Source organism: Mycobacterium sp. NGS16, assembly GCF_059813225.1.
In genome coordinates, this window is record NZ_JCALEE010000003.1 from 327,169 (window position 1) to 348,688 (window position 21,520).

Sequence of the window (21,520 nt, forward strand, 5' to 3'; positions counted from 1 at the left end):
GTAATACGTTGGATCGATGCCTCGCCGCCGATTGGACCGGGAAGCCAGTCTGACTGCGCAGACATGCGCCCTCGAGCGCGCCGCGGAATCTCTGCAACCGCCTCATCGCAGGTTGCTCGACGACCCCGATTCGGCGTTGTTCGCCGGTCGGTACGGGCCGCTGTTGGCCAGGCCGGTTATCGCACGGACCTGGCTGCGTGCTCTCGACAGCTACCTGCCGGGGCTGCACCTCTACATCGTCCTTCGGGTCCGCTACACCGATGATGTGCTGCAGCAAGCCATTTCGGCTGGGATCGATCAGGTTGTCCTGCTGGGAGCCGGGTTTGACACCACGAGTCTGCGCGCCGCCACCATGGCTTGCGGTCCGGTGATTTTCGAGGTCGACGCGCCGACCACCCAACAGGAGAAGCGACGCCTGCTCGAGTGCGCCAACCGCGCTGTCGGCTCGCAGGTCCATTGGGTTCCATGCGATTTCGAACATGACCGGCTGACCGAGCGACTCGTTCAGGCCGGTTTCGACCCGACGCGACCCTGCGTCGTCGTCTGGATCGGTGTCTCCGTTTACCTCACCCGGCCGGCGATCGACCAGACGTTGGCGGATCTGGCCGAGATCTGCGCGCCGGGAAGCCGCTTGGTGACTGACTTCGGTGACCCGGAGACGGTCACCGGAAAGCATCGTCTCGCCGGTGCGCGCCGCACCGCGCGCCTGGTGCGGCGTCGTGGCGAGCCCTGGCTTACCGCCTTGTCCCTGCCCGAAGTCACGTGCGCTGCCGAAGACGCCGGTTTCGTCGTCCGCGACCATGCGCGAACCACCGACCTCGCCGAGCGATACGCCCCGAACGGGCAGCCGTGGTGCTCTACCGATGACTGGCTGGGGGTGTTGACCGCCGAGCGGGTGCCGTCGGAGACCGACCGCGACTAGCCGGCTACCGGGCGGGCCAGCTGCTCCCACCCGGCGACCGAATCCGCGCTGCGCGGGCCGGGCCCGACGTAGATCGCCGACGGGCGCACCAGCTTGCCCAGCCGCTTCTGCTCCATGATGTGGGCGCACCAGCCCGCGGTACGTCCGCAGGTGAACATTGCCGGCATCATCGCGGGGGGCACCTCGGCGAAGTCCAGGATCACCGCCGCCCAGAACTCGACGTTGGTCTCGATGGCCCGGTCCGGCCGGCGTTCCCGCAGCTCGGTCAGCGCCGCCTGCTCGAGTGCCGCAGCCACCTCGAAGCGGGGCGCCGCCAGTCGCTTGGCGGTGGCGCGCAGCACCCGGGCGCGCGGGTCCTCGGCGCGGTACACCCGGTGTCCGAAACCCATCAGCTTCTCGCCGCGATCCAGGATGCCCTTGACCACCGCCCGGGCGTCGCCGGAGTCCTCGACCTCGGCGATCATCGGGATCACCCGGGCCGGGGCGCCACCGTGCAGCGGGCCGCTCATCGCGCCGATCGCGCCGGACAGCGCCGCACCGACATCGGCGCCGGTGGAGGCGATCACCCGCGCGGTGAACGTCGAGGCGTTCATCCCGTGCTCGGCCGCCGACACCCAGTAGGCGTCGATGGCCTCGACGTGGCGCGGGTCGGGTTCGCCGCGCCAGCGGGTCATGAACCGCTCGGTGATGGTGGCGCAGTCGTCGATCGCCGACTGCGGCACCGCGGCCTGGGTGCCGCGCGCCGACTGGGCGACGTAGGACAGCACCATCACCGCCGCGCGCGCCAACTGGTCGCGGGCGGTGGCGTCGTCGGTGTCCAGCAGCGGCTTGAAGCCCCACTGCGGCGCCAGCATCGCCACCGCGGCCTGGGCGTCGACCCGCACGTCCCCGGTGCGCACCGACAGCTCCAGCGGCTCGGCGGGGGCCAGCGGACGGGTGAAGTCGCCGTCGACCAGCAGGGCCCACACGTCGCCGAAGCTGACCTTCCCGGCCAGGTCCTCGATGTCGACGCCGCGGTAGCGCAGTGCGCCACCGTCCTTGTCCGGTTCGGCGATCTCGGTGGTGAAGGCCACCGTGCCCTCGAGGCCTGCGACGAAGTTCTCCGGGACTGCAGCAGTCATGCATCCGATTCTTCCACCCGTGCGCCCGGCGGTTGCTACCGGCCGGTAACACCGACCGGGCTGCGCCGGGCGTAGCGTTATGCGGTGCACAGGACGGGCCCCGACAACGAGCACCTGGCGGCGATGCGAGTGGAATACCGGGAGAAGGACAACAGCGGCGACCTCGACGTGGACTGGCTCGAGGACGGCTGGGAGGTTTTGCTGCGCAACTGGATCGGTGACGCCGAACGCGCCGGAATCCCCGAGCCCAACGCCATGGTGCTGGCCACCGTCGAAGACGGCCGACCGGTCAGCCGCTCGGTGCTGTGCAAGAACCTCGACGAGAACGGCGTCACCTTTTTCACCGACGACGGCTCGGACAAGGCTGCCCAACTGGCCGCCACACCCTACGCGTCGGCGACGTTTCCGTGGTACCAGCTGGGCCGCCAGGTGCACATCCGCGGCCGGGTCACCAAGACCGACGCCGCGATCCCCGCCGAGTACTGGGCGCACCGGCCCCGGGCGTCGCAGCTGGGCTTCTGGGCATCGCAGCAGTCCACACCGATCGCCTCACGCGCCGCGTTGCTCGAACAGCTCGTCGAGGTGACCGCCCGATTCGCCGACGCCGAACAGGTCCCGGTCCCGCCCACCTGGGCCGGGTACGTCATCGCCCCGGAGGTGGTGGAGTTCTGGCAGGGCCGGGAAGGCCGGCTGCACAACCGGATTCGGGTGAGCGGCGGGCGCATCGAGCGCTTGCAGCCCTGAGGCGGTGCGGTCGGGGTCAGGGCTAGGCAGTGCCGCCGTCGTGACCGAGCGGACAGTACACGGCCGCTGCCGCCGCGACGAATCTGACGATGCTGCTGGTGCTGCGGGTGGGAATCTCCGGCGCTGCGGCCCCGGCGTCGGGCGGCGTTGTCCCCAGCTGGTGGACCAGGTCCTTGAACGACATACCGCCGTCGAGCAGATCGCACACCCGGTGCGCCGCGGCGACGAGTTCGGGTGCATCCGCCATGGCCACCGGCTGCTGTCGGGCGAGCAACGACAGAAAACGCTCGTCCTGACTCGGTGCCGCAGCCGCGGGGCCGATCGCCGGCAGCGCCGCGGCACCGGACAGCAGCACGGCGGCCACCGGATAGCCGAATCGGACGGGCACCTATCGACGATCGCATATTCGCGGGTACCGGCGAAATACCGGCGCGTGACTAAAATTCCGTCCGTGCCGGACCTAGCCGAGGCAGCTCACTGAGAGTATTCGCCGACACCACCCCGCTGCGCAGCCCCGATTTCCGTCGGCTGTGGCTGGCCGGGATCCCGACCGTCATCGGCGCGAACCTGACCATCTTCGCGGTCCCGGTGCAGATCTACGCGCTGACCGGCAGTTCGGCCTATGTCGGGCTGGCCGGCCTGTTCGCGTTGGTGCCGTTGGTGGTTTTCGGGCTGCTCGGCGGCGCCTGGGCCGACGCGATGGACCGCCGGAAACTGCTGATCATCGCCTCCTGCGGGCTGGGGCTGGCCTCGCTGCTGCTGTGGGTGCAGGCCGTGCTCGGCGGCGGGGTCTGGCTGGTGCTGGGTCTGCTGGCCGTGCAGCAGGCCTTCTACGCGATCAACTCGCCCACCCGCGCCGCGGCGATCCCGCGCATGGTCGCCGGCGGTGACCTGCCCGCTGCCAACTCGCTGAACATGACCGTGATGCAGTTCGGGGCGATCGTGGGGCCGCTGCTGGCCGGCCTGCTGCTCGGCTGGGTCGACCTGTCCACGCTGTACCTGATCGACGCGCTGACCTGCATTTTTCCGATCTGGGCGACATTCCGGCTGGCACCGATGCCGCCCACCGGCACCCCCGAGGCTTCCCGGTTCGGCCTGGTGGCGGTGCTGGACGGGTTTCGCTACCTGGCCGGCAACACCGTGGTGCTGATGTCGTTCGTGGTGGACCTGATCGCGATGGTGCTGGGCATGCCGCGGGCGCTGTTCCCGCAGATCGCCGCCGCGGACTTCGGCGGACCGGTCGAGGGCGGCACCACGATGGCGCTGCTGGCCGCGGCGATGGCGGTCGGGGCGGTGGCCGGCGGGGTGTTTTCCGGTTGGTTGCCGCGGATCACCCGCCACGGCCTGGCGATCGTCGTCGCGATCGTGGTCTGGGGCGCGGCGATGGCCGGTTTCGGGCTGGCGGTCGCCCGCGCCGACGGCCATACCGGCCGAGTGCTGTGGGTGGCGCTGGCGTTCCTGGCGGTCGGCGGCGCCGCGGACATGGTGTCGGCGGCGTTCCGTTCGACGATGTTGCAGCAGGTCGCCTCCGATGAGATCCGGGGCCGGCTGCAAGGGGTGTTCACGGTGATCGTCGCCGGTGGTCCCCGGCTCGCCGACGCCGTGCACGGGGCGGCCGGCGCCGTGGTGGGCACCGCCGCCGCGGCGGCCGGCGGCGGCGCGCTGGTGATCGTCGGAGTGCTGCTCGCCGCGCTCGTGGCGCCGGCTTTCGTCGGCTACCGCCGGCCGGGACCGGCGGCGGCGTCATGACCGGGCCGCGATACCCGGCCCCGGGCGGGCGCGCCAGCCCCGAACCGACTACCTTTTCCTATACACACCCAATCGACTGGTTAGCCGAATAGCGCAAAGGGGTTCCTGTGGCCGCAACCGACGAAACCGCCACCCTGAAGTACCCGGGAGGCGAGCTGGAGCTGCCGATCGTCCACGCCACCGAGGGCTCCGACAGCCTGGCCATCGGTTCGCTGCTCGCCAAGACCGGATACACCACGTTCGACAACGGCTATGCCAACACCTCGCCGGTCAAGAGCGCCATCACCTACATCGACGGCGACGCCGGCATCCTGCGCTACCGCGGCTACCCGATCGAGCAGCTCGCCGAGAAGTCCACCTTCATCGAGGTCAGCTACCTGTTGATCTACGGCGAACTGCCGACCGCCGAGCAGCTGGCGACCTTCACCGGCAAGATCCAGCGGCACACCATGCTGCACGAGGATCTGAAGCGGTTCTTCGACGGCTTCCCGCGCAACGCGCATCCCATGCCGGTGCTGTCCAGCGTGGTCAACGCCCTGTCGGCCTACTACCAGGACTCGCTGGACCCGTCCGACAACGAGCAGGTCGAGGTGTCGACCATCCGGCTGCTGGGCAAACTGCCCACCATCGCCGCCTACGCCTACAAGAAGTCCGAGGGGCAGCCGTTCCTGTACCCGGACAACTCGCTGACCTTGGTGGAGAACTTCCTGCGGATGACCTTCGGCCTGCCGGCCGAGCCCTACGAGGTCGACCCCGAGGTGGTCCGGGCCCTCGACATGCTGTTCATCCTGCACGCCGACCACGAGCAGAACTGCTCGACGTCGACGGTGCGGCTGGTCGGTTCCTCGCGGGCCAACCTGTTCACCTCGATCTCCGGGGGCATCAACGCGCTGTGGGGCCCGCTGCACGGCGGTGCCAACCAGGCGGTGCTGGAGATGCTGGAGAAGATCCGCGACGAGCACGGCAACGTCGGCGACTTCGTCCGCAAGGTCAAGGACCGCGAAGACGGCGTCAAGCTGATGGGCTTCGGTCACCGGGTCTACAAGAACTACGACCCGCGGGCGCGCATCGTCAAGGAGCAGGCCGACAAGATCCTCGGCAAGCTCGGCGGCGACGACGAACTGCTCAACATCGCCAAGGACCTCGAAGAGGCGGCGCTGACCGACGACTACTTCATCGAGCGCAAGCTCTACCCCAACGTCGACTTCTACACCGGCCTGATCTATCGGGCGATCGGTTTCCCGGCCCGGATGTTCACCGTGTTGTTCGCGCTGGGCCGCCTGCCCGGCTGGATCGCCCACTGGCGCGAGATGCACGACGAGGGCGACTCCAAGATCGGCCGCCCGCGTCAGCTCTACACCGGCTACACCGAACGCGACTACGTCACCATCGGCGGGCGGTAACCGCCGTGACGAACCCGGCCAAGCCCCAGATCACCGTTCCGAGCGGCCCGCCCCCGACCGAACTGGTCATCTCCGACATCGTGGTCGGAGACGGACCCGAGGCCGCGCCCGGGGCGCTGGTCAACGTGCACTACCTGGGCGTCGACTACGACACCGGTGCAGAGTTCGACAGCTCGTGGAACCGCGGTGAGTCCTTGGAGTTTCCGCTCGACGGCCTGATCGCCGGGTGGCAGGACGGCATCCCGGGGATGAAGGTCGGTGGCCGGCGCCAATTGGTGATCCCGCCTGAGCTGGCCTACGGCCCGGCCGGCACCGGACATCAACTGGCCGGCAAGACCCTGGTCTTCGTGATCGATCTGCTCGGCACCCGCTGAGTGCGCGCCTGGTGGGTCACGGCGGCGCTGGCTGCGGTGCTGTTCGGCGCGATCAGCTGTGGGCCGCAACAAGGTTCACCGGACCGCACTGATCCCGGCACTGCGGCGCCGGTGTCGATCATCCGCCGCGGCAACGAGATCACGCTGAGCGGGGACGTGCCCGATCCGGCGGCCAAACGGGCGCTGTTGGACGCGGTGATCACCTCGACCGAGGACCTCACCGTCATCGATCGGCTCCGCGTGGCGCCGGGCGCCACCGCACCGGATTTCTCCGTGTCGGCTCCGGTGTTCGAAGCGGCTGCGGTGATCGGCGATTTCACCGTCCGCATGACCGGTGACACCGTGACGCTGGCCGGCACCGCGGCGAAGGCGCCAGAGGCGGCTGCCGTGGCGGACGCGGCCGAGGACGCCTGGCCGCGGGCCGAGATCCTCAACGAACTCGTGGTCAGCTCGCCGGCGACGCGATAAGAGCACGAAGATCGGCTGAAGACCTCCACTGACGAATCGGAAGCCCATAGGATCGCGGTGACTTGGACACCGAGGTGCCTATCGCTCTTCAAGGAGGATCCATGCCAGGCTCGGTATCGCGCTTTTACCGGCGACCTCCCGGCGCCGGCTGGCTCGTGGCACTGGCGGTAATCCCCTTGCTACTAGCGATGATCGGCCTCGGGATGGCGGATCGCTCGAAACTCGACAGCACCGAATCCAGCGTCGCCGCCCCACCGGTGCCCACCGTGGATCCGTCGGGACTATCGTTCGCCCCATTGTCGATTCTGCGCAACGGCAATGTCATCACCGTCAACGGCGAGTTGTCCGACATCGCTACGCGGACATGGCTGTTCGACATGCTCAAGGCGGCATACGGCGAGCGGATCCAACTGGTCGACAACCTCACCATCAAACCTGGCGCCCAGGTGCCCGACATCGCCGCGCTGACATCGGTGTTCACGGCCGCGTCGACCATGCCGGACTTCAGATTCAAAATCAACGGTGACACCGTGACGCTGATCGGTACCGCCGCCTCCGGCGCGGTCAAATCCGCCGTCGAGGCGGCCGCGAAGGCGGCGTGGCCAAACCTGGAGCTGTCCAACAACATTCTGGTGCTGCCTGATGCGGTGCCGGCCCCGGCATCACCGCCCCGATGAGCACACCCGACGGCCGCTAAGGAGCACTCTCAATGGATTTCGTCATTCACTGGCTGTGGTATCTGCTGGCCTTCGTCGCGGGCTCGGCTATCGCCTGGCTACTCACCGTTGTGTCGATTCGCCGCACCAACCGGGAGGATGCCATTGCGGACCTACCCGGCGCAGCTGAGCTTGGGACCCGCTGATGCACGGGGTCCATTACGGGTTGATGGGCTTGTCTTTTGCGCTCGGGCTGCTGCTGACCTTCGCCTTCAGCATCCGGCGGGTCACGGTGCCGGCGCAGCCGGACTCGACGCGCCGGGACGGCTGAGTCAGCGCGGCGGCGGCAGCCGCAGCATCAGCCGCACCCCGCCCATCGGGCTGTCTTCCAGCGACGCGGTGCCGCCGTGCAGCCCGGCCTGCTGTGCCACCAGGGCCAGCCCGAGACCGGAGCCCGAATGCGAGGCCGTCGACCCGCGGGAGAACCGCTCGAACACCACCTGGCGTTCCTCCTCGGGAACCCCGGTGCCGTTGTCGTCGATGGCGATCTCGACGCCCGCGCGGGAGGTGACCGCCGACAACTGCACCTGGGTCGCGCCACCGTGCTTGACCGCGTTGGCGATCGCGTTGTCCACCGCCAGCCGCAGGCCGGCCGGCAGCCCGACGATGATGCAGGTCGGCGATGGCACCAGCGAGACGTTCAGGTCGGGGAAGACCCGCATCGCGTCGTGCGCCGCCCGGTCGAGCAGCTCGGTGATGTCCACCGGAACCTGGTCGTCGGCCGTGGACAGTTCCCCCTGGGCCAGCCGCTCCAGCGCCGACAGGGTGGCCTCGATCCGCGTCTGGGTGCGCACGACATCGTTGAGAACTTCCTTGCGCTGATCGTCAGGCAGATCGAGGGTGGTCAGCACCTCGAGATTGGTGCGCATCGCGGTCAGGGGGGTGCGCAGCTCGTGCGAGGACACCGCGGCGAAATCCCGCGCTGAGGCCAACGCTTCTTTGGTGCGGTCCTGCTCGGTCCAGATCCGCTGCAGCATGCCGCGCATCGCCTCGGCGATCTCCACGGCCTCGGTGGCGCCGCGCACCTCGATCTCGGGTCGCTCGTCGCCGGCGTCGATCGACCGGGCCTGCTGGGCCAGCCGCCGCAGTGGCCGCACCGCGAACGCGGCCAGCAGCCAGCCCAGCACCGCGGCGGCGCCGATCGCGAACGTGCACAGCAGCAACACCCGGCGGTGCAGGTTATTGGTATCGGCGACGGTGGCGTCGTAGGTGGCGCCGACCGCCAGTGTCCGCGGGCCGGGCCCGGGAATCTCGACCGTCCGCACCCGGTAGCGCACCCCGTCGATCTCGGTGTCGGCGTAGCCGGGCTCCAGTTCCGGCAGCACCACCGCGGAGTTCGACGTCACCTCGGTGGGTCGGCGCAGGGTGATCACGGCATCGGTGGCACCGGCCGATCGGGGCAGCTCACCCAGGCCGATCAGCGGGACGGTCAGACCGGCCGCCTCGTCGAGCCGGCGGTCCAGCCAGTACTTGCGGTCGTTGGTGATCCCGACCCACACGATGGCGCCGATGATGACCGTCACGATCGCGGTGCCGATCGCGGTCGCCAGCACCACCCGGGTCCGCAGCGAGGGCGTGCGGGCAAAGATGCGCCGCAGCGCGTTCATGACGTTCATGGTGGTCCTCACTGCGTGCGCAGAACGAAGCCGACTCCGCGCACGGTGTGCAGCAGCCGGGGCGCGCCGCCGGCTTCCAGCTTGCGCCGCAGGTAGCCGATGAACACGTCGACGACGTTGGTGTCGGCGGCGAAGTCATAACCCCAGACCAGCTCGAGGAGCTGGGCGCGCGACAACACCGCGGTCTTGTGCTCGGCGAGCACCGCCAACAGGTCGAACTCCCGCTTGGTCAGATCGACGTCGACGCCCTTGACCCGGGCGCGCCGGCCGGGGATGTCGACCTCCAGCGGGCCGACGGTGATGGTCTCCGACGACGAGCTGGCCGACGACCCCCGCCGCCGCAGCATCGCCCGCACCCGGGCCACCAGCTCGGCGAGCACGAACGGCTTGACCAGGTAATCGTCGGCGCCGGCTTCTAGACCGGCGACCCGGTCGTCGACCGAACTGCGGGCGCTCAATACGCAGACCGGCACGTCGTCGCCCATCGCGCGCAGTGCGGTCACCACGCTCACGCCGTCGAGCACCGGCATGTTGATGTCGAGCACGATCGCGTCCGGGCGGGCCTCCTTGGCGCTGCGCAGCGCTTCGGCGCCGTCGGCCGCCGTGGCCACCTCGAAACCGGACAGCCGCAGTCCGCGTTCCAGCGAGGCGAGCACATCGGAGTCGTCGTCGACGACCAGTACTCGAGGGGAGGCAGCGGCGTTGGCGGGGTTGCTCATGGTCGCCATTTTGCCTGAATGTCGCCGCCAAGCGCGGGATGGCGCCGCGCGGTTCTTGCGGCGATCGCAAGCGCGACGAAGTCGGGCGCCGCACGTCGTCGCCGATCTAGGGTCGATTGCGTGAATCCGGCCTCCGCACTGCGCAGCCTGCTGCCATACCTGCGGCCCTACCGGGCGCGGTGGATCACCATGATCACGGTGGCCGTCGTCAGCCTGGGCGCCACCGTGGCGATCCCGCTGATGACCAAGGCCGTCATCGACGGGCCGGTGGCCCACCGTGACCAGCCCGGGCTGTGGCTGCTGGGGACGGCGGCCGCCGCGCTCGGGGTCGGCGAGGCGCTGCTGTGGCTGGTGCGGCGCTGGCTGGTCGCGCACGCCACCATGGGCGTCGAAGCCGACCTCCGCAAGGATCTCTACGCCCGGCTGCAGGTGCTGCCGATGACGTTTCACGGCCGCTGGCAGTCCGGGCAGCTGCTGTCGCGGATCATGAACGACCTGGCCACCATCCGCCGGTTCCTGTCGTTCGTGGTGGTGTTCCTGCTGCTCAACACGCTGCAGATCGTGGCGGTGACGACCATTCTGTTGCTGCTGTACTGGCCACTGGGCGTGGTGGCCGCGGTGTCGATGGTGCCGGTGACGCTGGCGGTGCAGCACTTCCGACGCCAGTACACCCGGCTGTCGCGCCGCGCCCAAGACCAGGCCGGCCAGGTGGCGACCGTGGTCGAGGAGTCCGCGCTGGGGCTGCGCACCATCAAGGCGTTCGGCCGGGAGGACCACGTGTTCGCCCACTTCGACGCCCAAGCCAAGACCCTGCGCGACCTCGGTATCGACAAGGTGGTGGTGTCGTCGAGGTTCTGGACGCTGCTGGAGGTCATCCCCAACCTGACACTGATCGTGGTGCTGGCGATCGGTGCGTTCGCGGCCGGGCACCACCTGGTCACGATGGGCACCCTGGTCGCGTTCATCACCTTGATGCTGTCGCTGGTCTGGCCGGTGTCGTCGCTGGGCTTTCTGCTGTCGGCCACCCAGGAGGCGATGACCGCCGCCGATCGGATCACCGAGATCTTCGATGCGCCCGTCGAGATCACCGACGGGGACGATCCGGCGCCGCCGTCCGGGCGCCTGGAGCTGCGCGACGTCGGGTTCCGCTTCAACGGCCGCTGGGTGCTGCGCGGCGTCAATCTCTCCGTCGAGCCCGGCGAGACCGTCGCGCTGGTGGGCGCCACCGGATCGGGTAAATCGGTGCTGGCGATGCTGCTGTCACGGCTCTACGACGCGTGCGAGGGGCAGATCCTCATCGGTGGGCGGGATATCCGTTCGCTGACGCTGACGGCGCTGCGTTCGGCGGTGATCACCGCGTTCGACGACCCGACGCTGTTCTCGATGTCGGTGGCCGAGAATCTGCGGCTCGGCCGGCCGGATGCCAGCGACGCGGAGTTGGCGCACGCCCTCGAGGTGGCGTCGGCAGATTTCGTCTATGACCTGCCGGCCGGGCTCGACACCCGCATCGGTGAGCAGGGGATGAGCCTCTCCGGTGGGCAGCGGCAGCGGTTGTCGCTGGCCCGCGCGCTGGTGGCGGCGCCGACGATCCTGGTGCTCGACGACACCCTCTCAGCGCTGGACGTGCACACCGAAGCCGCCGTGACCGAGGCGCTGCGCCGGGTGCTGCGGGACGGGGCGATCACCGGGATCGTGGTGGCCAACCGGGCCTCCACGGTGGCGCTGGCCGACCGGGTGGCGTTGCTTGCCGACGGGGCCATCAGCGCGATCGGCACCCACGCCGAACTGTTGGCGAGCGTGCCGCGGTATCGCTACCTGCTGGCCGCTGACGACGAACTCGACGACGGCGCCGAACACCTCGTCGACTGGGCGCGGCGGTGACGGCCGACCCGGGCCGCGCCGCCGCCCGTGCCCTGCTGTGGTCACTGCTGCGCCCCTACCGCGTCGCGGTCGTGGCGCTGGCGTTGATCGTCGTGGTGGAAAACGCTGCCCGCCTTGCGGTTCCGGTGCTGACTCAGCGTGGGATCGACCGCGGGATCCCGCCGCTCAGCGACGGATCGAGCCGGATGCTGACGGTGATCCTGGTCGCGTTGGGGGCCGTCGTGCTCACCCAGGCCAGTAGCCGGCTGGTGTTTCTGCAATGGTCGGGGCGGATCGGCCAGCGGGTGCTGCTGGAGTTGCGGCGGCGGGTGTTTCGCCATTTCCAGCGCCTCGACATCGGCTTTCACGAGCGCTATACCTCGGGCCGGGTGGTCAGCCGGCTGACTAACGACATCGACGCGATCCAGGAGATGCTGACGAGCGGCTTCGACAGCCTGATCAGCGCCGCGCTCACGCTGGCCGGTACCGCGGTGCTGCTGGTCGTGCTGGACTGGCGACTGGGCCTGATGTGTCTGGGTGCATTCCCGGCACTGGTCGCGCTGCTGCGCTGGTTCCGGGCTGAGTCGTCGAAGACCTATACCGCGGTCCGGGAACACGCCGCGCGGGTGATCGTGCAGTTCGTCGAGACCATGACCGGGATCAAAGCGGTGCAGGCCTACCGCCGCGAAGCCCGCAACCAGCAGATCTTCGCAGCCGTCGCCGACCGTTACCGTGCCGTCAACGAGAAGGCGTTCAAACTGGTCGCCGTCTTCAGCCCCGGCGTCAAGCTGGTCGGCAACCTCACCACCGGGGTGGTGCTGCTCTACGGCGGCTGGCGAGTCCTGCACGGGCACATGACGATCGGCACGTTCACCGCGTTCCTGCTCTACCTGCGGATGTTCTTCGAACCGATGCAGGAGATCACCCAATTCCTCAACACCTTCTCCTCGGCGACCTCGGCGCTGCAGAAACTGGCCGGGGTCCTCGCCGAAACGCCCGCGGTGGCCGACCCGCACACCCCGGCCGCCCTCGGCCAGGTGCGCGGCGAGATCGCCTTGCGCCAGGTGGGTTTCAGCTACTCCGCCGATGCGCCGGTGCTGGCGGGTTTGTCGCTTCAGATCCCGGCCGGCCAGACCGTGGCGCTGGTCGGCAGCACCGGCGCCGGCAAGACGACCATCGCCAAGCTGATCGCCCGGTTCTATGACCCGACCTCGGGTTCGGTGACGCTCGACGGGGTCGACCTGCGCCACCTCACCCAGGCCGAGCTGCGCCGGCACGTGGTGATGGTCACCCAGGAGAACTTCCTGTTCTCCGGGACGCTGGCCGACAACATCCGCTTCGGCCGTCCCGGGGCGACCGACGCCGAGGTGGCTGCGGCCGCGGCGCGGGTGGGCGCCGAGGCGTTCATCGCGGAGCTGCCCGACGGCTATGACACCGACGTGGCCAAGCGCGGCGGCCGGCTCTCGGCGGGCCAACGGCAGCTGGTCGCCTTCGCCCGCGCGTTCCTGGCCGACCCGGCGGTGCTGATCCTCGACGAGGCCACCTCGGCGCTGGACATCCCCGGTGAGCGGATGGTGCAGCAGGCGCTGCGCAGCGTGCTGGCCGACCGCACCGCTTTGGTGATCGCTCACCGGCTCTCCACGGTCGAGATCGCCGACCGGGTGCTGGTGATCGAGGGCGGCGCCGTCGTCGAGGACGGACCGCCGGCCGAGCTGATCCGCGCCGAGGGGCATTACGCCGCCCTGCACGAGGCCTGGCAGCGGTCGCTGGCTTAACCCGGCAGCCCGATCCGCCGGTAGCGCTCCAGCCGGGCGGCCAGCCGCGCCTCGTCAGGCACCCCGCGCAGCGCGTGCAACTCGGCGGCGATGGCCGCCGACATCCGCTTGGCGAAGTCGATCGGCTCCGCGGCGGCATCCGGGTGCTCGGCCACGATCACGTCGACGATCCCGTGCGCCTGCAGATCCGCCGATCGGATGCCCTGGGCGTCTGAGAGCTCCGGGGCGTGCGCGGTGTCGCGGAACACGATGGCGCTGGCGCCCTCGGGGGGCAGCGGCGCCAGCCAGCCGTGCAACGCCGCCAGCACCCGGTCCGCGGGCACCATCGCCAATGCGGGCCCGCCGCTGCCCTGGCCCAGCAGCACCGACACCGTCGGCACCTCGAGGGTGACCAGCTCCGCCAGGCAGGCCGCGATCTGCCCGGCCAGCCCGCCCTGTTCGGCCTCCACCGACAGCGCGGGGCCCGGGGTGTCGATGGCCAGCACCAGCGGCAGCCGAAGGCCCGCGGCCAACGCCATGCCGCGGCGGGCGTCGCGCAGCGCCACCGGATCGGTCAGGCGGTCGGGGCCGCGCAGCTGGCCCAGCACCACCGCGGGCTGGCCACCGAAGCGGGCCAGCGCCAGCAGCATGGTGGCCCCGCGTTCGGCGCTGCCGGTGCCGGACAGGAAGACCCGCTCGGTGGCGCCGTGCCGCAGCAGGAATCCCACGCCGGGCCGGTCCGGGCGCCGCGACGCGCACACCGAGTTCCACGCCGGCACGTCGGGAATCGGCTCGGGGGCCGGTGGTGTAGGTGCGCCGCCGGGGGCGTCGAGGATCACCTTGAGCGCCCGCGCGCAGGTGCGCCGCAGCCACTTCACCGGGATCACGCCATCGATCACGCCGTGCGCTTGCAGGTTCTCCGCGGTCTGGATGCCCGGCGGGAACGGCGCGCCGTAGAGCTGCTCGTAGACCCGCGGCCCCAAGAAACCCACCAGCGCCCCGGGCTCGGCCAGCGTGATGTGCCCGAGTGAGCCCCAGGAAGCGAACACCCCGCCGGTAGTGGGGTGGCGCAGGTACACCAGATAGGGCAGGTGGGCCCGCTTGTGCAGTTCGACGGCGGCGGCGATCTTCACCATCTGCAGGAACGCGACGGTGCCCTCCTGCATCCGGGTGCCACCCGAACTCGGGGATGCCAGCAGCGGCAACCCCTCGGCGGTGGCCCGCTGGATCGCCGAGGTGATCCGCTCGGCGGCCGCCACCCCGATCGAACCGGCCAGGAAGTCGAAGTCGCTGGCGATCACCGCGACCCGCCGCCCGTGGATCCGGCCCTCGCCGGTGATGACGGCCTCGTCGCGGCCGGTGGCGGCCCGGGCGGCGGCCAGCTCGGCGGCGAAATCGTCGCTGACCGGCAGCGGCAGCGGCGCGGCATCCCAGCTGAGGAACGAGCCGTGATCCAATACCGCCTCGCGCAGTTCGTCGGCCCCGGTCCGGCTCACAACAGCAGGCTAATAGGCTTGGACCTCATGATCGGTGTTACCCGCGACGAAGCCGTCACCACCATCGAGTTGCAGCGCCCCGAGCGGCGCAACGCACTGAACTCCCAGCTCGTCACCGAACTGCGCGAGGCGATCGTGGACGCCGCCGACCACGACGTCCGGGCGATCGTGCTGACCGGGCAGGGCACCGTGTTCTGCGCCGGCGCCGACCTGTCCGGCGACGCGTTCGCCGCCGACTACCCCGACAAGCTGCGCGCGCTGCACCAGAGCATCGGCGACGTGCCGGTGCCGGTGATCGGCGCGATCAACGGCGCCGCGATCGGGGCCGGCCTGCAGCTGGCGATGGTCTGCGATCTGCGGGTCGCCACAAACGAGGCGTACTTCCAGTTCCCGGTCGCCAAGTACGGCCTGGCGCTGGACAACTGGAGCATCCGCCGGCTCTCGACGCTGGCCGGCTACGGACGGGCCCGCGCCATGCTGCTGACCGCCGAGAAGCTGACCGCCGAGACGGCGCTGCTGACCGGCATGGTCAACCGGATCGGCACCGTGGCCGACGCGCAGGCCTGGGCGCACGAGATCGCCGGGCTGGCGCCGCTGGCGCTGCAGCACGCCAAACGGGTGCTCAACGACGACGGTGCCCTGCAGGAGCAGGAACCGATCCACAAAGAACTGTTCGACCGGGCCTGGGCCAGCCAGGACGTCATCGAAGCCCAGATGGCGCGCATCGAGAAGCGGCCGCCGAAGTTCCAGGGCGCCTAGCGGGAGGCGCGGTGATGTTGCGCGGAGCACTTCGGCTGGTGGCGGGCACGGCCTCCCTGGCCGTCGGCGGCTGGACGCTTCGCGCGCTGCGCGGCACCTCCGGGGCACTCGGTGCCGCGCCGCACGTCATTGAGGCGGTGGCCGCCCGCTCGCCGCACTACCGCGACGGGGTCTTCCACAACATCGAACCGGTCGCGGTCGTCAACATGGATCGCGAACAACAGCGCCTGATGCTGCGGGAGTTGTTCGCCGATCGCGGCGCGGCCCGGCCCGCGGCCCCGGTGCCACTGGCGGTCCCCGATTTCACCGGCGCCGCCGAACCGCTGGCGATCACCTGGCTGGGCCACGCCACGGCGCTGGTCGAAGTCGACGGCTACCGGGTCTTGACCGACCCGGTGTGGAGCGACCGCTGCTCGCCGTCGGACGCCGTCGGCCCCCGGCGGCTGCACCCACCGCCGGTCGAGCTGGCGGCACTGCCGGCGGTCGACGCGATCGTGGTCAGCCACGACCACTACGACCATCTCGACATCGACACCATCACAGCGCTCGCCCGCAGCCAGCGGGCACCGTTCGTCGTCCCGCTGGGGGTAGGCGCGCACCTGCGGGCGTGGGGCATCCCCTCGGACCGGGTCGTCGAACTCGACTGGGACGAGCACACCACGCTCGGCGAACTGACCTTGACCTGCACCCCGGCCCGGCACTTCTCCGGCCGGTTCCTGACCCGCAACCTGACCCTGTGGGCGTCGTGGGTGATCGCCGGACCTCACCACCGGGTGTATTTCGGCGGCGACTCCGGCTACACCGGCAGCTTCAGCCGGATCGGCGCCGAGCACGGCCCGTTCGACGTGACCCTGCTGCCGATCGGCGCCTACAACACCGCCTGGCCGGACGTGCACATGAACCCCGAGGAGGCCGTCCGGGCCCACCTCGACGTCAAGGGCGGCGCGCTGGTGCCGATCCACTGGTGCACGTTCCGGCTGGCGCCGCACCGGTGGGACGAGCCGGTGGAACGGCTGCTGGCCGCCGCCGCCGAAGCCGGTGTCGCCGTGGCGGTTCCGAGACCCGGCGGTTCAGTGAGGCTCGACGGAGGAGAGCCGAAGCTGGGACCGCCGTATGAACCCGGCGAGCGGATCCGGCTGGGCGCCAACGACGTCGCGCCGTGGTGGCGGCCTTGACCGTCACGCAGAGCGCGGCCGGGCTCACCGACGCCGAAGTCGCGCAGCGGGTTGCGCAGGGACAGACCAACGACATCCCGGTGCGCGCCGCACGCAGTGTGCGCGAGATCATCCGGGCGAACGTCTTCACCCGGATCAACGCGATCCTGGGCGTGCTGCTGGCCATCGTGGTCACCACCGGATCACTGATCAACGGGCTGTTCGGACTGCTCATCGTCTTCAACAGCGTCATCGGCATGGTGCAGGAGATCCGGGCCAAGCAGACGCTGGACAAGCTCGCCATCGTCGGGCAGGCCAAACCCTTGGTGCGCAGGCAATCCGGGACGGTGCCGCTGCCCGCCCGGGAAGTGGTGCTCGGCGATGTCATCGAACTCGGCCCCGGTGACCAGATCGTCGTCGACGGCGACGTCGTCGAGGTGGCCGATCTGGAGGTCGACGAGTCCCTGCTGACCGGTGAGGCCGACCCGGTCGGCAAGAGCATCGGCGATCCGGTGATGTCGGGCAGTTTCGTGATCTCCGGAAGCGGTGCCTACCGGGCCACCCGGGTCGGCCGCGAGGCCTACGCGGCCAAACTGGCCGAGGAGGCCAGCAAGTTCACCCTGGTGAAATCCGAACTGCGCAATGGCATCAACCAGATCCTGAAATTCATCACCTACCTGCTGATCCCGGCCGGCCTGCTGATCATCTACACCCAGCTGTTCACCACCGACGTGGGCTGGCGCGCCTCGGTGCTGGCAATGGTCGGGGCGCTGGTGCCGATGGTTCCCGAGGGCCTGGTGCTGATGACGTCGCTGGCGTTCGCGGTGGGGGTGGTGCGCCTCGGGCGGCGGCAGTGCCTGGTACAGGAACTGCCCGCGATCGAGGGCCTGGCCCGCGTCGACGTCGTCTGCGCCGACAAGACCGGCACCCTGACCGAGAACGGGATGCGGGTGGCTGACGTCACCGAACTTCCCGGCGCCGAAGGACTTCCGGTACACGAGGCCCTGGCCGCGCTGGCCGCCGAGGACGCCCGTCCCAACGCCAGCATCCAGGCGATCGCCGAGGCGTTCCCGACATCGCCGGGCTGGACGTCAAGTGGCTGCGCGCCGTTCAAATCGGCCACCAAGTGGAGCGGCGTGTCGTTCTCCGACCACGGCGACTGGGTGATCGGGGCCCCCGACGTCCTGCTCGACCCGTCATCGGCGGCCGCCGAACAGGCCGAGCGGATCGGGGCGCGCGGCCTGCGGGTGCTGCTGCTGGGGTCCAGTGACCGGCCCGTCGACCACCCCGACGCACCCGGGCAGGTCACCCCGGTGGGGCTGGTGGTGCTGGAGCAGAAGGTGCGGCCCGATGCCCGTGCCACGCTGGATTATTTTGCCGAACAAGAAGTCACGGTGAAGGTGATCTCCGGCGACAACGCGGTCTCGGTGGGCGCGGTGGCCGAGGAATTGGGATTGTCGGGGGGCGCGATGGACGCCCGCCAGCTGCCGACCGAGCCGGACCGGCTGGCCGGCGCGCTGGAGGAACACACCGTCTTCGGCCGAGTGCGCCCGGATCAGAAGCGGGCCATGGTGCATGCCTTGCAGGCCCGCGACCACACGGTGGCCATGACCGGTGACGGCGTCAACGACGTGCTGGCGCTCAAAGACGCCGACATCGGTGTCGCAATGGGCGCGGGCAGCTCCGCGGCGCGCTCGGTGGCGCAGATCGTGTTGCTGGACAACAAGTTCGCCACGCTGCCCTATGTGGTGGGCGAAGGACGCCGGGTGATCGGCAACATCGAACGCGTGGCGAACCTGTTTTTGACCAAGACGGTGTATTCGGTGCTGCTCGCCCTGCTGGTCGGCCTGGTCGGGCTGGCGTCGGCGCTGTTCGGCACCAAGCCGCTGCTGTATCCGTTCCAGCCGATCCACGTCACGATCGCCGCCTGGTTCACCATCGGCATCCCGGCGTTCATCCTGTCGCTGGCGCCGAACAACGAACGGGCACACCCGGGATTTGTTCGGCGGGTGATGAGCGGGGCGCTGCCGGCCGGCCTGGTGGTGGGGGTCGCCACCTTCAGCTCCTACCTGCTGGCCTATCGCGGCAGTGAAGCCACCGCCGTACAGCAGATCCAGGCGTCCACCACCGCCCTGATCACGCTGCTGACCACCGCCGGGTGGGTGCTGGCCGTGGTGGCGCGGCCCTATCAGTGGTGGCGGCTGACGCTGGTGATCTGCTGCGGCCTGGCCTATGTGGGCATCTTCGCGATCCCGTTGGCGCGGGAGAAGTTCCTGCTGGACCCCTCCAACGTCGCGCTGACGTCGCTGGCGCTCGGCGTCGGGGCCCTCGGTGCCGCCGCCATCGAGGCGATCTGGTGGGTGCGCGGCGCGATGCTCGGTGAGCGGCCCAAGTTGTGGCGGGAGCCGGCAACGACCACAATGACCCAGCGATAAACCGTGACACAAGGGGAAAGCACGACATGGCCAAGCTCTCCGGATCCATCGACGTCCCACTGCCTCCCGAGGAGGCCTGGGCACACGCCTCGGATCTGTCGCGCTACAAAGAGTGGCTGACCATCCACCGGGTGTGGCGCAGCGCACTGCCCGAGACCCTGGAGAAGGGCACGACGCTCGAGTCGATCGTCGAAGTCAAGGGCATGCCCAACCGGATCAAGTGGACGATCGTGAACTACAAGCCCCCGACCGGGATGACCCTCAACGGGGACGGCAAGGGCGGCGTCAAGATCAAGCTGCTCGCCAAGGTCACCCCGGTCGGCGACGGCTCCAAGGTCAGCTTCGACGTCCATCTGGGCGGGCCGGCGCTGTTCGGCCCGATCGGCATGCTGGTGGCTGCCGCGCTGAAGAGCGACATCAACGAGTCGCTGCAGAAGTTCGTCGCGGTTTTCGCGCCGGCTTAATCGGTTGCGCACCCCGTCATCTCGCGGCTAGGGTGGCGGACGTTCCCGCACAGGAGGTCTGGAGAATGACAGGCATCGCCGGTCTCGCGCCGCTGTCCGCGCGCTGATCACCGACGAATCGCCGTAGTCGCGTCCCGGTTGTCAGCGCCCCCGCTGACCCTTCCGGAGACCTCATGTCCAAACCCGTTGCTGACGTCAGTTCCGTTGTCACCCTGACCGAGGTCGGCTTCAGCTGGCCCGACGGCAGCACCGCGCTGGCCGGCGTCAGCGGTTCGTTCGGCACCGGCCGCACCGGCGTGGTCGGAGTCAACGGAGCCGGCAAGTCCACCCTGCTGCGCCTGATCGCCGGGGAGCTCGCGTGCTCAACCGGGCGCATCGCCACGGCCGGCGAGGTGGCCTACCTGCCGCAGCTGCTCACCCTCGACGTCGGTGCGTCGATCGCCGAATTGCTCGGCGTTGCTGCACAACTCGCCGCCTTGCGCGCGATCGAACGCGGTGATGCCGACCAGGCGCACTTCGAGGTCCTCGGCGATGACTGGGACATCGAAACTCGCGCTGACGCCGCACTTCGGCCGATCGGGCTGGGTTCGGCCGACCTGGATCGGCGCGCCGGCACGTTGTCCGGCGGCGAGGCGATGCTGGTGGCGTTGACCGGTCTGCGCCTGGCGGCCGCCCCGATCACCCTGCTCGACGAACCGACCAACAATCTCGACCGGGTCGGCCGTGAGCGGTTGGCGCAGCTGGTCGGATCGTGGCCGGGCACGCTCATCGTGGCCAGTCATGACACCGCGTTGCTGGAGCAGATGGACAGCATCGCCGAGCTGTACGACGGGCGGCTGAGTTCCTTCGGGGGGCCCTACAGCGCCTGGCGGGCGCACCTGGACGCCGAGCAGGCCGCCGCCCGGGCGGCCGCCCGCACCGCAGAACAGGTGGTCAAGATCGAGAAGCGCCAGCGCGTTGACGCCGAGACGAAACTCGCCCGACGCAACCGCACGGCCCAGGTCGCCCGTCAGAACAAGCGCGCCCCGAAGATCGTGATGAACCAATGGGGCTCCAACGCGCAGGTTTCGGCAGGCAAGCTGCGCGGCCAGCTCGATGGCCGGGTGCGCGACGCGCAAGCCGAATCCGATGCCGCATCCGCCCGGGTCCGCCACGACGAACACATTCGCGTCGACCTGCCGGACCCGGACGTGCCGGCTAGCCGCCGGCTGGCCGAGTTGCCGGGCGTCGACGGGCCGATCATCGTGGCGGGACCAGAACGCATCGCCCTGGACGGCCCGAACGGGGTCGGCAAGACCTCACTGCTCGAAGCGCTGCTGAGCGGTGCGGGCGGACGGCTGCAGACCGACCGGGTCGGCTATCTTCCGCAGCGGCTGGATCATCTCGATGACACGGTGTCCGCATTCGATGCCGTGTCGGCGATATCCGGTCGCGAGCCGCGGGCCGTGCGCGCCCAACTCGCCCGGTTCCTTTTGGACGCCGACTGTGTGGGCCGGCCGGTCGGCACGCTGTCCGGCGGGGAGCGGTTCCGCGTCGCGTTGGCTCAGCTGCTGCTCGCGGACCCGCCGCCGCAGCTGCTGCTGCTCGATGAACCCACCAACAACCTCGATCTGGCCAGCGTGGATCAGCTGGTCGACGCGCTGGCCGGCTACCGCGGAGCGTTCATCGTGGTCAGTCACGACGACGCCTTCCTGGCGCGGCTCGGCGTGACCCGGACATGGGCGATGCCGCGCCGCGGTGAGCTCGTCGATGCCGGTTAGTGTCAC

At 69.8% G+C, this 21,520-nt stretch carries 20 protein-coding genes and 1 pseudogene; 16 read left to right on the plus strand and 5 right to left on the minus strand.

The window, feature by feature from the left end; all coding sequences use genetic code 11:
• Positions 1-16: 16 nt before the first annotated feature.
• Positions 17-922 (plus strand): class I SAM-dependent methyltransferase, encoded by a 906-nt coding sequence (locus tag AC5Y4Q_RS11360; protein ID WP_064921149.1) that lies wholly within the window; start codon positions 17-19, stop codon positions 920-922.
• Here the strand turns inward: AC5Y4Q_RS11360 and AC5Y4Q_RS11365 are convergent.
• Positions 919-2,043: a citrate synthase 2 gene (locus tag AC5Y4Q_RS11365; RefSeq protein ID WP_064921150.1), complete on the minus strand. Its 1,125-nt coding sequence runs from the start codon at positions 2,041-2,043 to the stop codon at positions 919-921. The genes AC5Y4Q_RS11360 and AC5Y4Q_RS11365 overlap by 4 nt on opposite strands.
• Before the next feature lie 84 nt (positions 2,044-2,127).
• On the opposite strand from AC5Y4Q_RS11365, the gene pdxH reads away from it, so the two are divergent.
• Positions 2,128-2,787 (plus strand): pyridoxamine 5'-phosphate oxidase, encoded by a 660-nt coding sequence (gene pdxH, locus AC5Y4Q_RS11370; RefSeq protein ID WP_267887743.1) that lies wholly within the window; start codon positions 2,128-2,130, stop codon positions 2,785-2,787.
• Positions 2,788-2,809: 22 nt separating this feature from the next.
• On the opposite strand, the gene AC5Y4Q_RS11375 is transcribed toward pdxH, so the two are convergent.
• Positions 2,810-3,175 (minus strand): DUF732 domain-containing protein, encoded by a 366-nt coding sequence (locus AC5Y4Q_RS11375; protein ID WP_064921151.1) that lies wholly within the window; start codon positions 3,173-3,175, stop codon positions 2,810-2,812.
• Between the two features lie 89 nt (positions 3,176-3,264).
• Here AC5Y4Q_RS11375 and AC5Y4Q_RS11380 point away from each other — a divergent pair, with 89 nt between their 5' ends.
• The 7 genes and pseudogenes from AC5Y4Q_RS11380 (at position 3,265) to arfC (ending at position 7,768) form a co-directional block, all read left to right on the plus strand.
• On the plus strand, positions 3,265-4,536 hold the full coding sequence (locus AC5Y4Q_RS11380; protein WP_064921152.1) for an MFS transporter: 1,272 nt from the start codon (positions 3,265-3,267) through the stop codon (positions 4,534-4,536).
• A 107-nt stretch (positions 4,537-4,643) separates the two neighbouring features.
• A complete protein-coding gene (locus tag AC5Y4Q_RS11385) occupies positions 4,644-5,939 on the plus strand; it encodes a citrate synthase (RefSeq protein WP_064921153.1) in 1,296 nt (431 codons plus the stop codon).
• A gap of 5 nt (positions 5,940-5,944) precedes the next feature.
• Positions 5,945-6,313, plus strand: coding sequence for an FKBP-type peptidyl-prolyl cis-trans isomerase (locus tag AC5Y4Q_RS11390; RefSeq protein ID WP_064921154.1), 369 nt, complete (start codon positions 5,945-5,947; stop codon positions 6,311-6,313).
• Positions 6,314-6,781: a channel-forming protein ArfA/OmpATb gene (gene arfA / locus AC5Y4Q_RS11395; protein WP_064921155.1), complete on the plus strand. Its 468-nt coding sequence runs from the start codon at positions 6,314-6,316 to the stop codon at positions 6,779-6,781.
• Positions 6,782-6,882: 101 nt separating this feature from the next.
• Positions 6,883-7,449: pseudogene (gene arfA, locus AC5Y4Q_RS11400) on the plus strand (channel-forming protein ArfA/OmpATb); the annotation flags it as partial.
• A gap of 41 nt (positions 7,450-7,490) precedes the next feature.
• On the plus strand, positions 7,491-7,643 hold the full coding sequence (arfB, locus tag AC5Y4Q_RS11405; protein ID WP_165604316.1) for a channel accessory protein ArfB: 153 nt from the start codon (positions 7,491-7,493) through the stop codon (positions 7,641-7,643).
• Complete coding sequence (arfC, locus tag AC5Y4Q_RS11410; RefSeq protein WP_267887744.1) at positions 7,643-7,768, plus strand: channel accessory protein ArfC; 126 nt, start codon at positions 7,643-7,645, stop codon at positions 7,766-7,768. The genes arfB and arfC overlap by 1 nt, the downstream gene beginning before the upstream one ends.
• Position 7,769: 1 nt before the next feature.
• Here arfC and AC5Y4Q_RS11415 read toward each other — a convergent pair whose 3' ends face one another.
• A complete protein-coding gene (locus AC5Y4Q_RS11415) occupies positions 7,770-9,104 on the minus strand; it encodes a sensor histidine kinase (protein ID WP_064921166.1) in 1,335 nt (444 codons plus the stop codon).
• A gap of 17 nt (positions 9,105-9,121) precedes the next feature.
• On the minus strand, positions 9,122-9,832 hold the full coding sequence (prrA, locus tag AC5Y4Q_RS11420; protein WP_064921165.1) for a two-component system response regulator PrrA: 711 nt from the start codon (positions 9,830-9,832) through the stop codon (positions 9,122-9,124).
• Positions 9,833-10,021: 189 nt separating this feature from the next.
• On the opposite strand from prrA, the gene AC5Y4Q_RS11425 reads away from it, so the two are divergent.
• Together AC5Y4Q_RS11425 and AC5Y4Q_RS11430 are read left to right on the plus strand one after the other, a co-directional pair.
• Positions 10,022-11,713, plus strand: a complete 1,692-nt coding sequence (locus AC5Y4Q_RS11425) for an ABC transporter ATP-binding protein (RefSeq protein ID WP_234786414.1) — start codon at positions 10,022-10,024, stop codon at positions 11,711-11,713.
• On the plus strand, positions 11,710-13,467 hold the full coding sequence (locus tag AC5Y4Q_RS11430; protein ID WP_235663890.1) for an ABC transporter ATP-binding protein: 1,758 nt from the start codon (positions 11,710-11,712) through the stop codon (positions 13,465-13,467). Before AC5Y4Q_RS11425 ends, AC5Y4Q_RS11430 begins: the two co-directional genes overlap by 4 nt.
• Here the strand turns inward: AC5Y4Q_RS11430 and AC5Y4Q_RS11435 are convergent.
• Positions 13,464-14,942 carry an acetyl-coenzyme A carboxylase carboxyl transferase subunits beta/alpha gene (locus AC5Y4Q_RS11435; RefSeq protein WP_064921158.1) on the minus strand — a complete coding sequence of 493 codons (1,479 nt, stop codon included), beginning with the start codon at positions 14,940-14,942 and terminating at the stop codon, positions 13,464-13,466. The genes AC5Y4Q_RS11430 and AC5Y4Q_RS11435 overlap by 4 nt on opposite strands.
• Positions 14,943-14,969: 27 nt before the next feature.
• Here AC5Y4Q_RS11435 and AC5Y4Q_RS11440 point away from each other — a divergent pair, with 27 nt between their 5' ends.
• From AC5Y4Q_RS11440 to AC5Y4Q_RS11460, 5 genes are all read left to right on the plus strand, one after another.
• Positions 14,970-15,701 carry an enoyl-CoA hydratase gene (locus tag AC5Y4Q_RS11440; protein WP_064921159.1) on the plus strand — a complete coding sequence of 244 codons (732 nt, stop codon included), beginning with the start codon at positions 14,970-14,972 and terminating at the stop codon, positions 15,699-15,701.
• Positions 15,702-15,715: 14 nt separating this feature from the next.
• Positions 15,716-16,876, plus strand: a complete 1,161-nt coding sequence (locus AC5Y4Q_RS11445) for an MBL fold metallo-hydrolase (RefSeq protein ID WP_125224877.1) — start codon at positions 15,716-15,718, stop codon at positions 16,874-16,876.
• Entirely contained in the window at positions 16,873-19,290 is a 2,418-nt protein-coding gene (locus AC5Y4Q_RS11450) for a cation-translocating P-type ATPase (RefSeq protein ID WP_125224878.1), read from the plus strand. Before AC5Y4Q_RS11445 ends, AC5Y4Q_RS11450 begins: the two co-directional genes overlap by 4 nt.
• A gap of 26 nt (positions 19,291-19,316) precedes the next feature.
• Positions 19,317-19,754 carry a type II toxin-antitoxin system Rv0910 family toxin gene (locus tag AC5Y4Q_RS11455; RefSeq protein ID WP_064923737.1) on the plus strand — a complete coding sequence of 146 codons (438 nt, stop codon included), beginning with the start codon at positions 19,317-19,319 and terminating at the stop codon, positions 19,752-19,754.
• Between the two features lie 173 nt (positions 19,755-19,927).
• The gene (locus AC5Y4Q_RS11460; RefSeq protein ID WP_064923738.1) at positions 19,928-21,514 is read left to right on the plus strand and encodes an ABC-F family ATP-binding cassette domain-containing protein; all 1,587 of its coding nucleotides are present in this window, start codon (positions 19,928-19,930) and stop codon (positions 21,512-21,514) included.
• Positions 21,515-21,520: the final 6 nt, after the last annotated feature.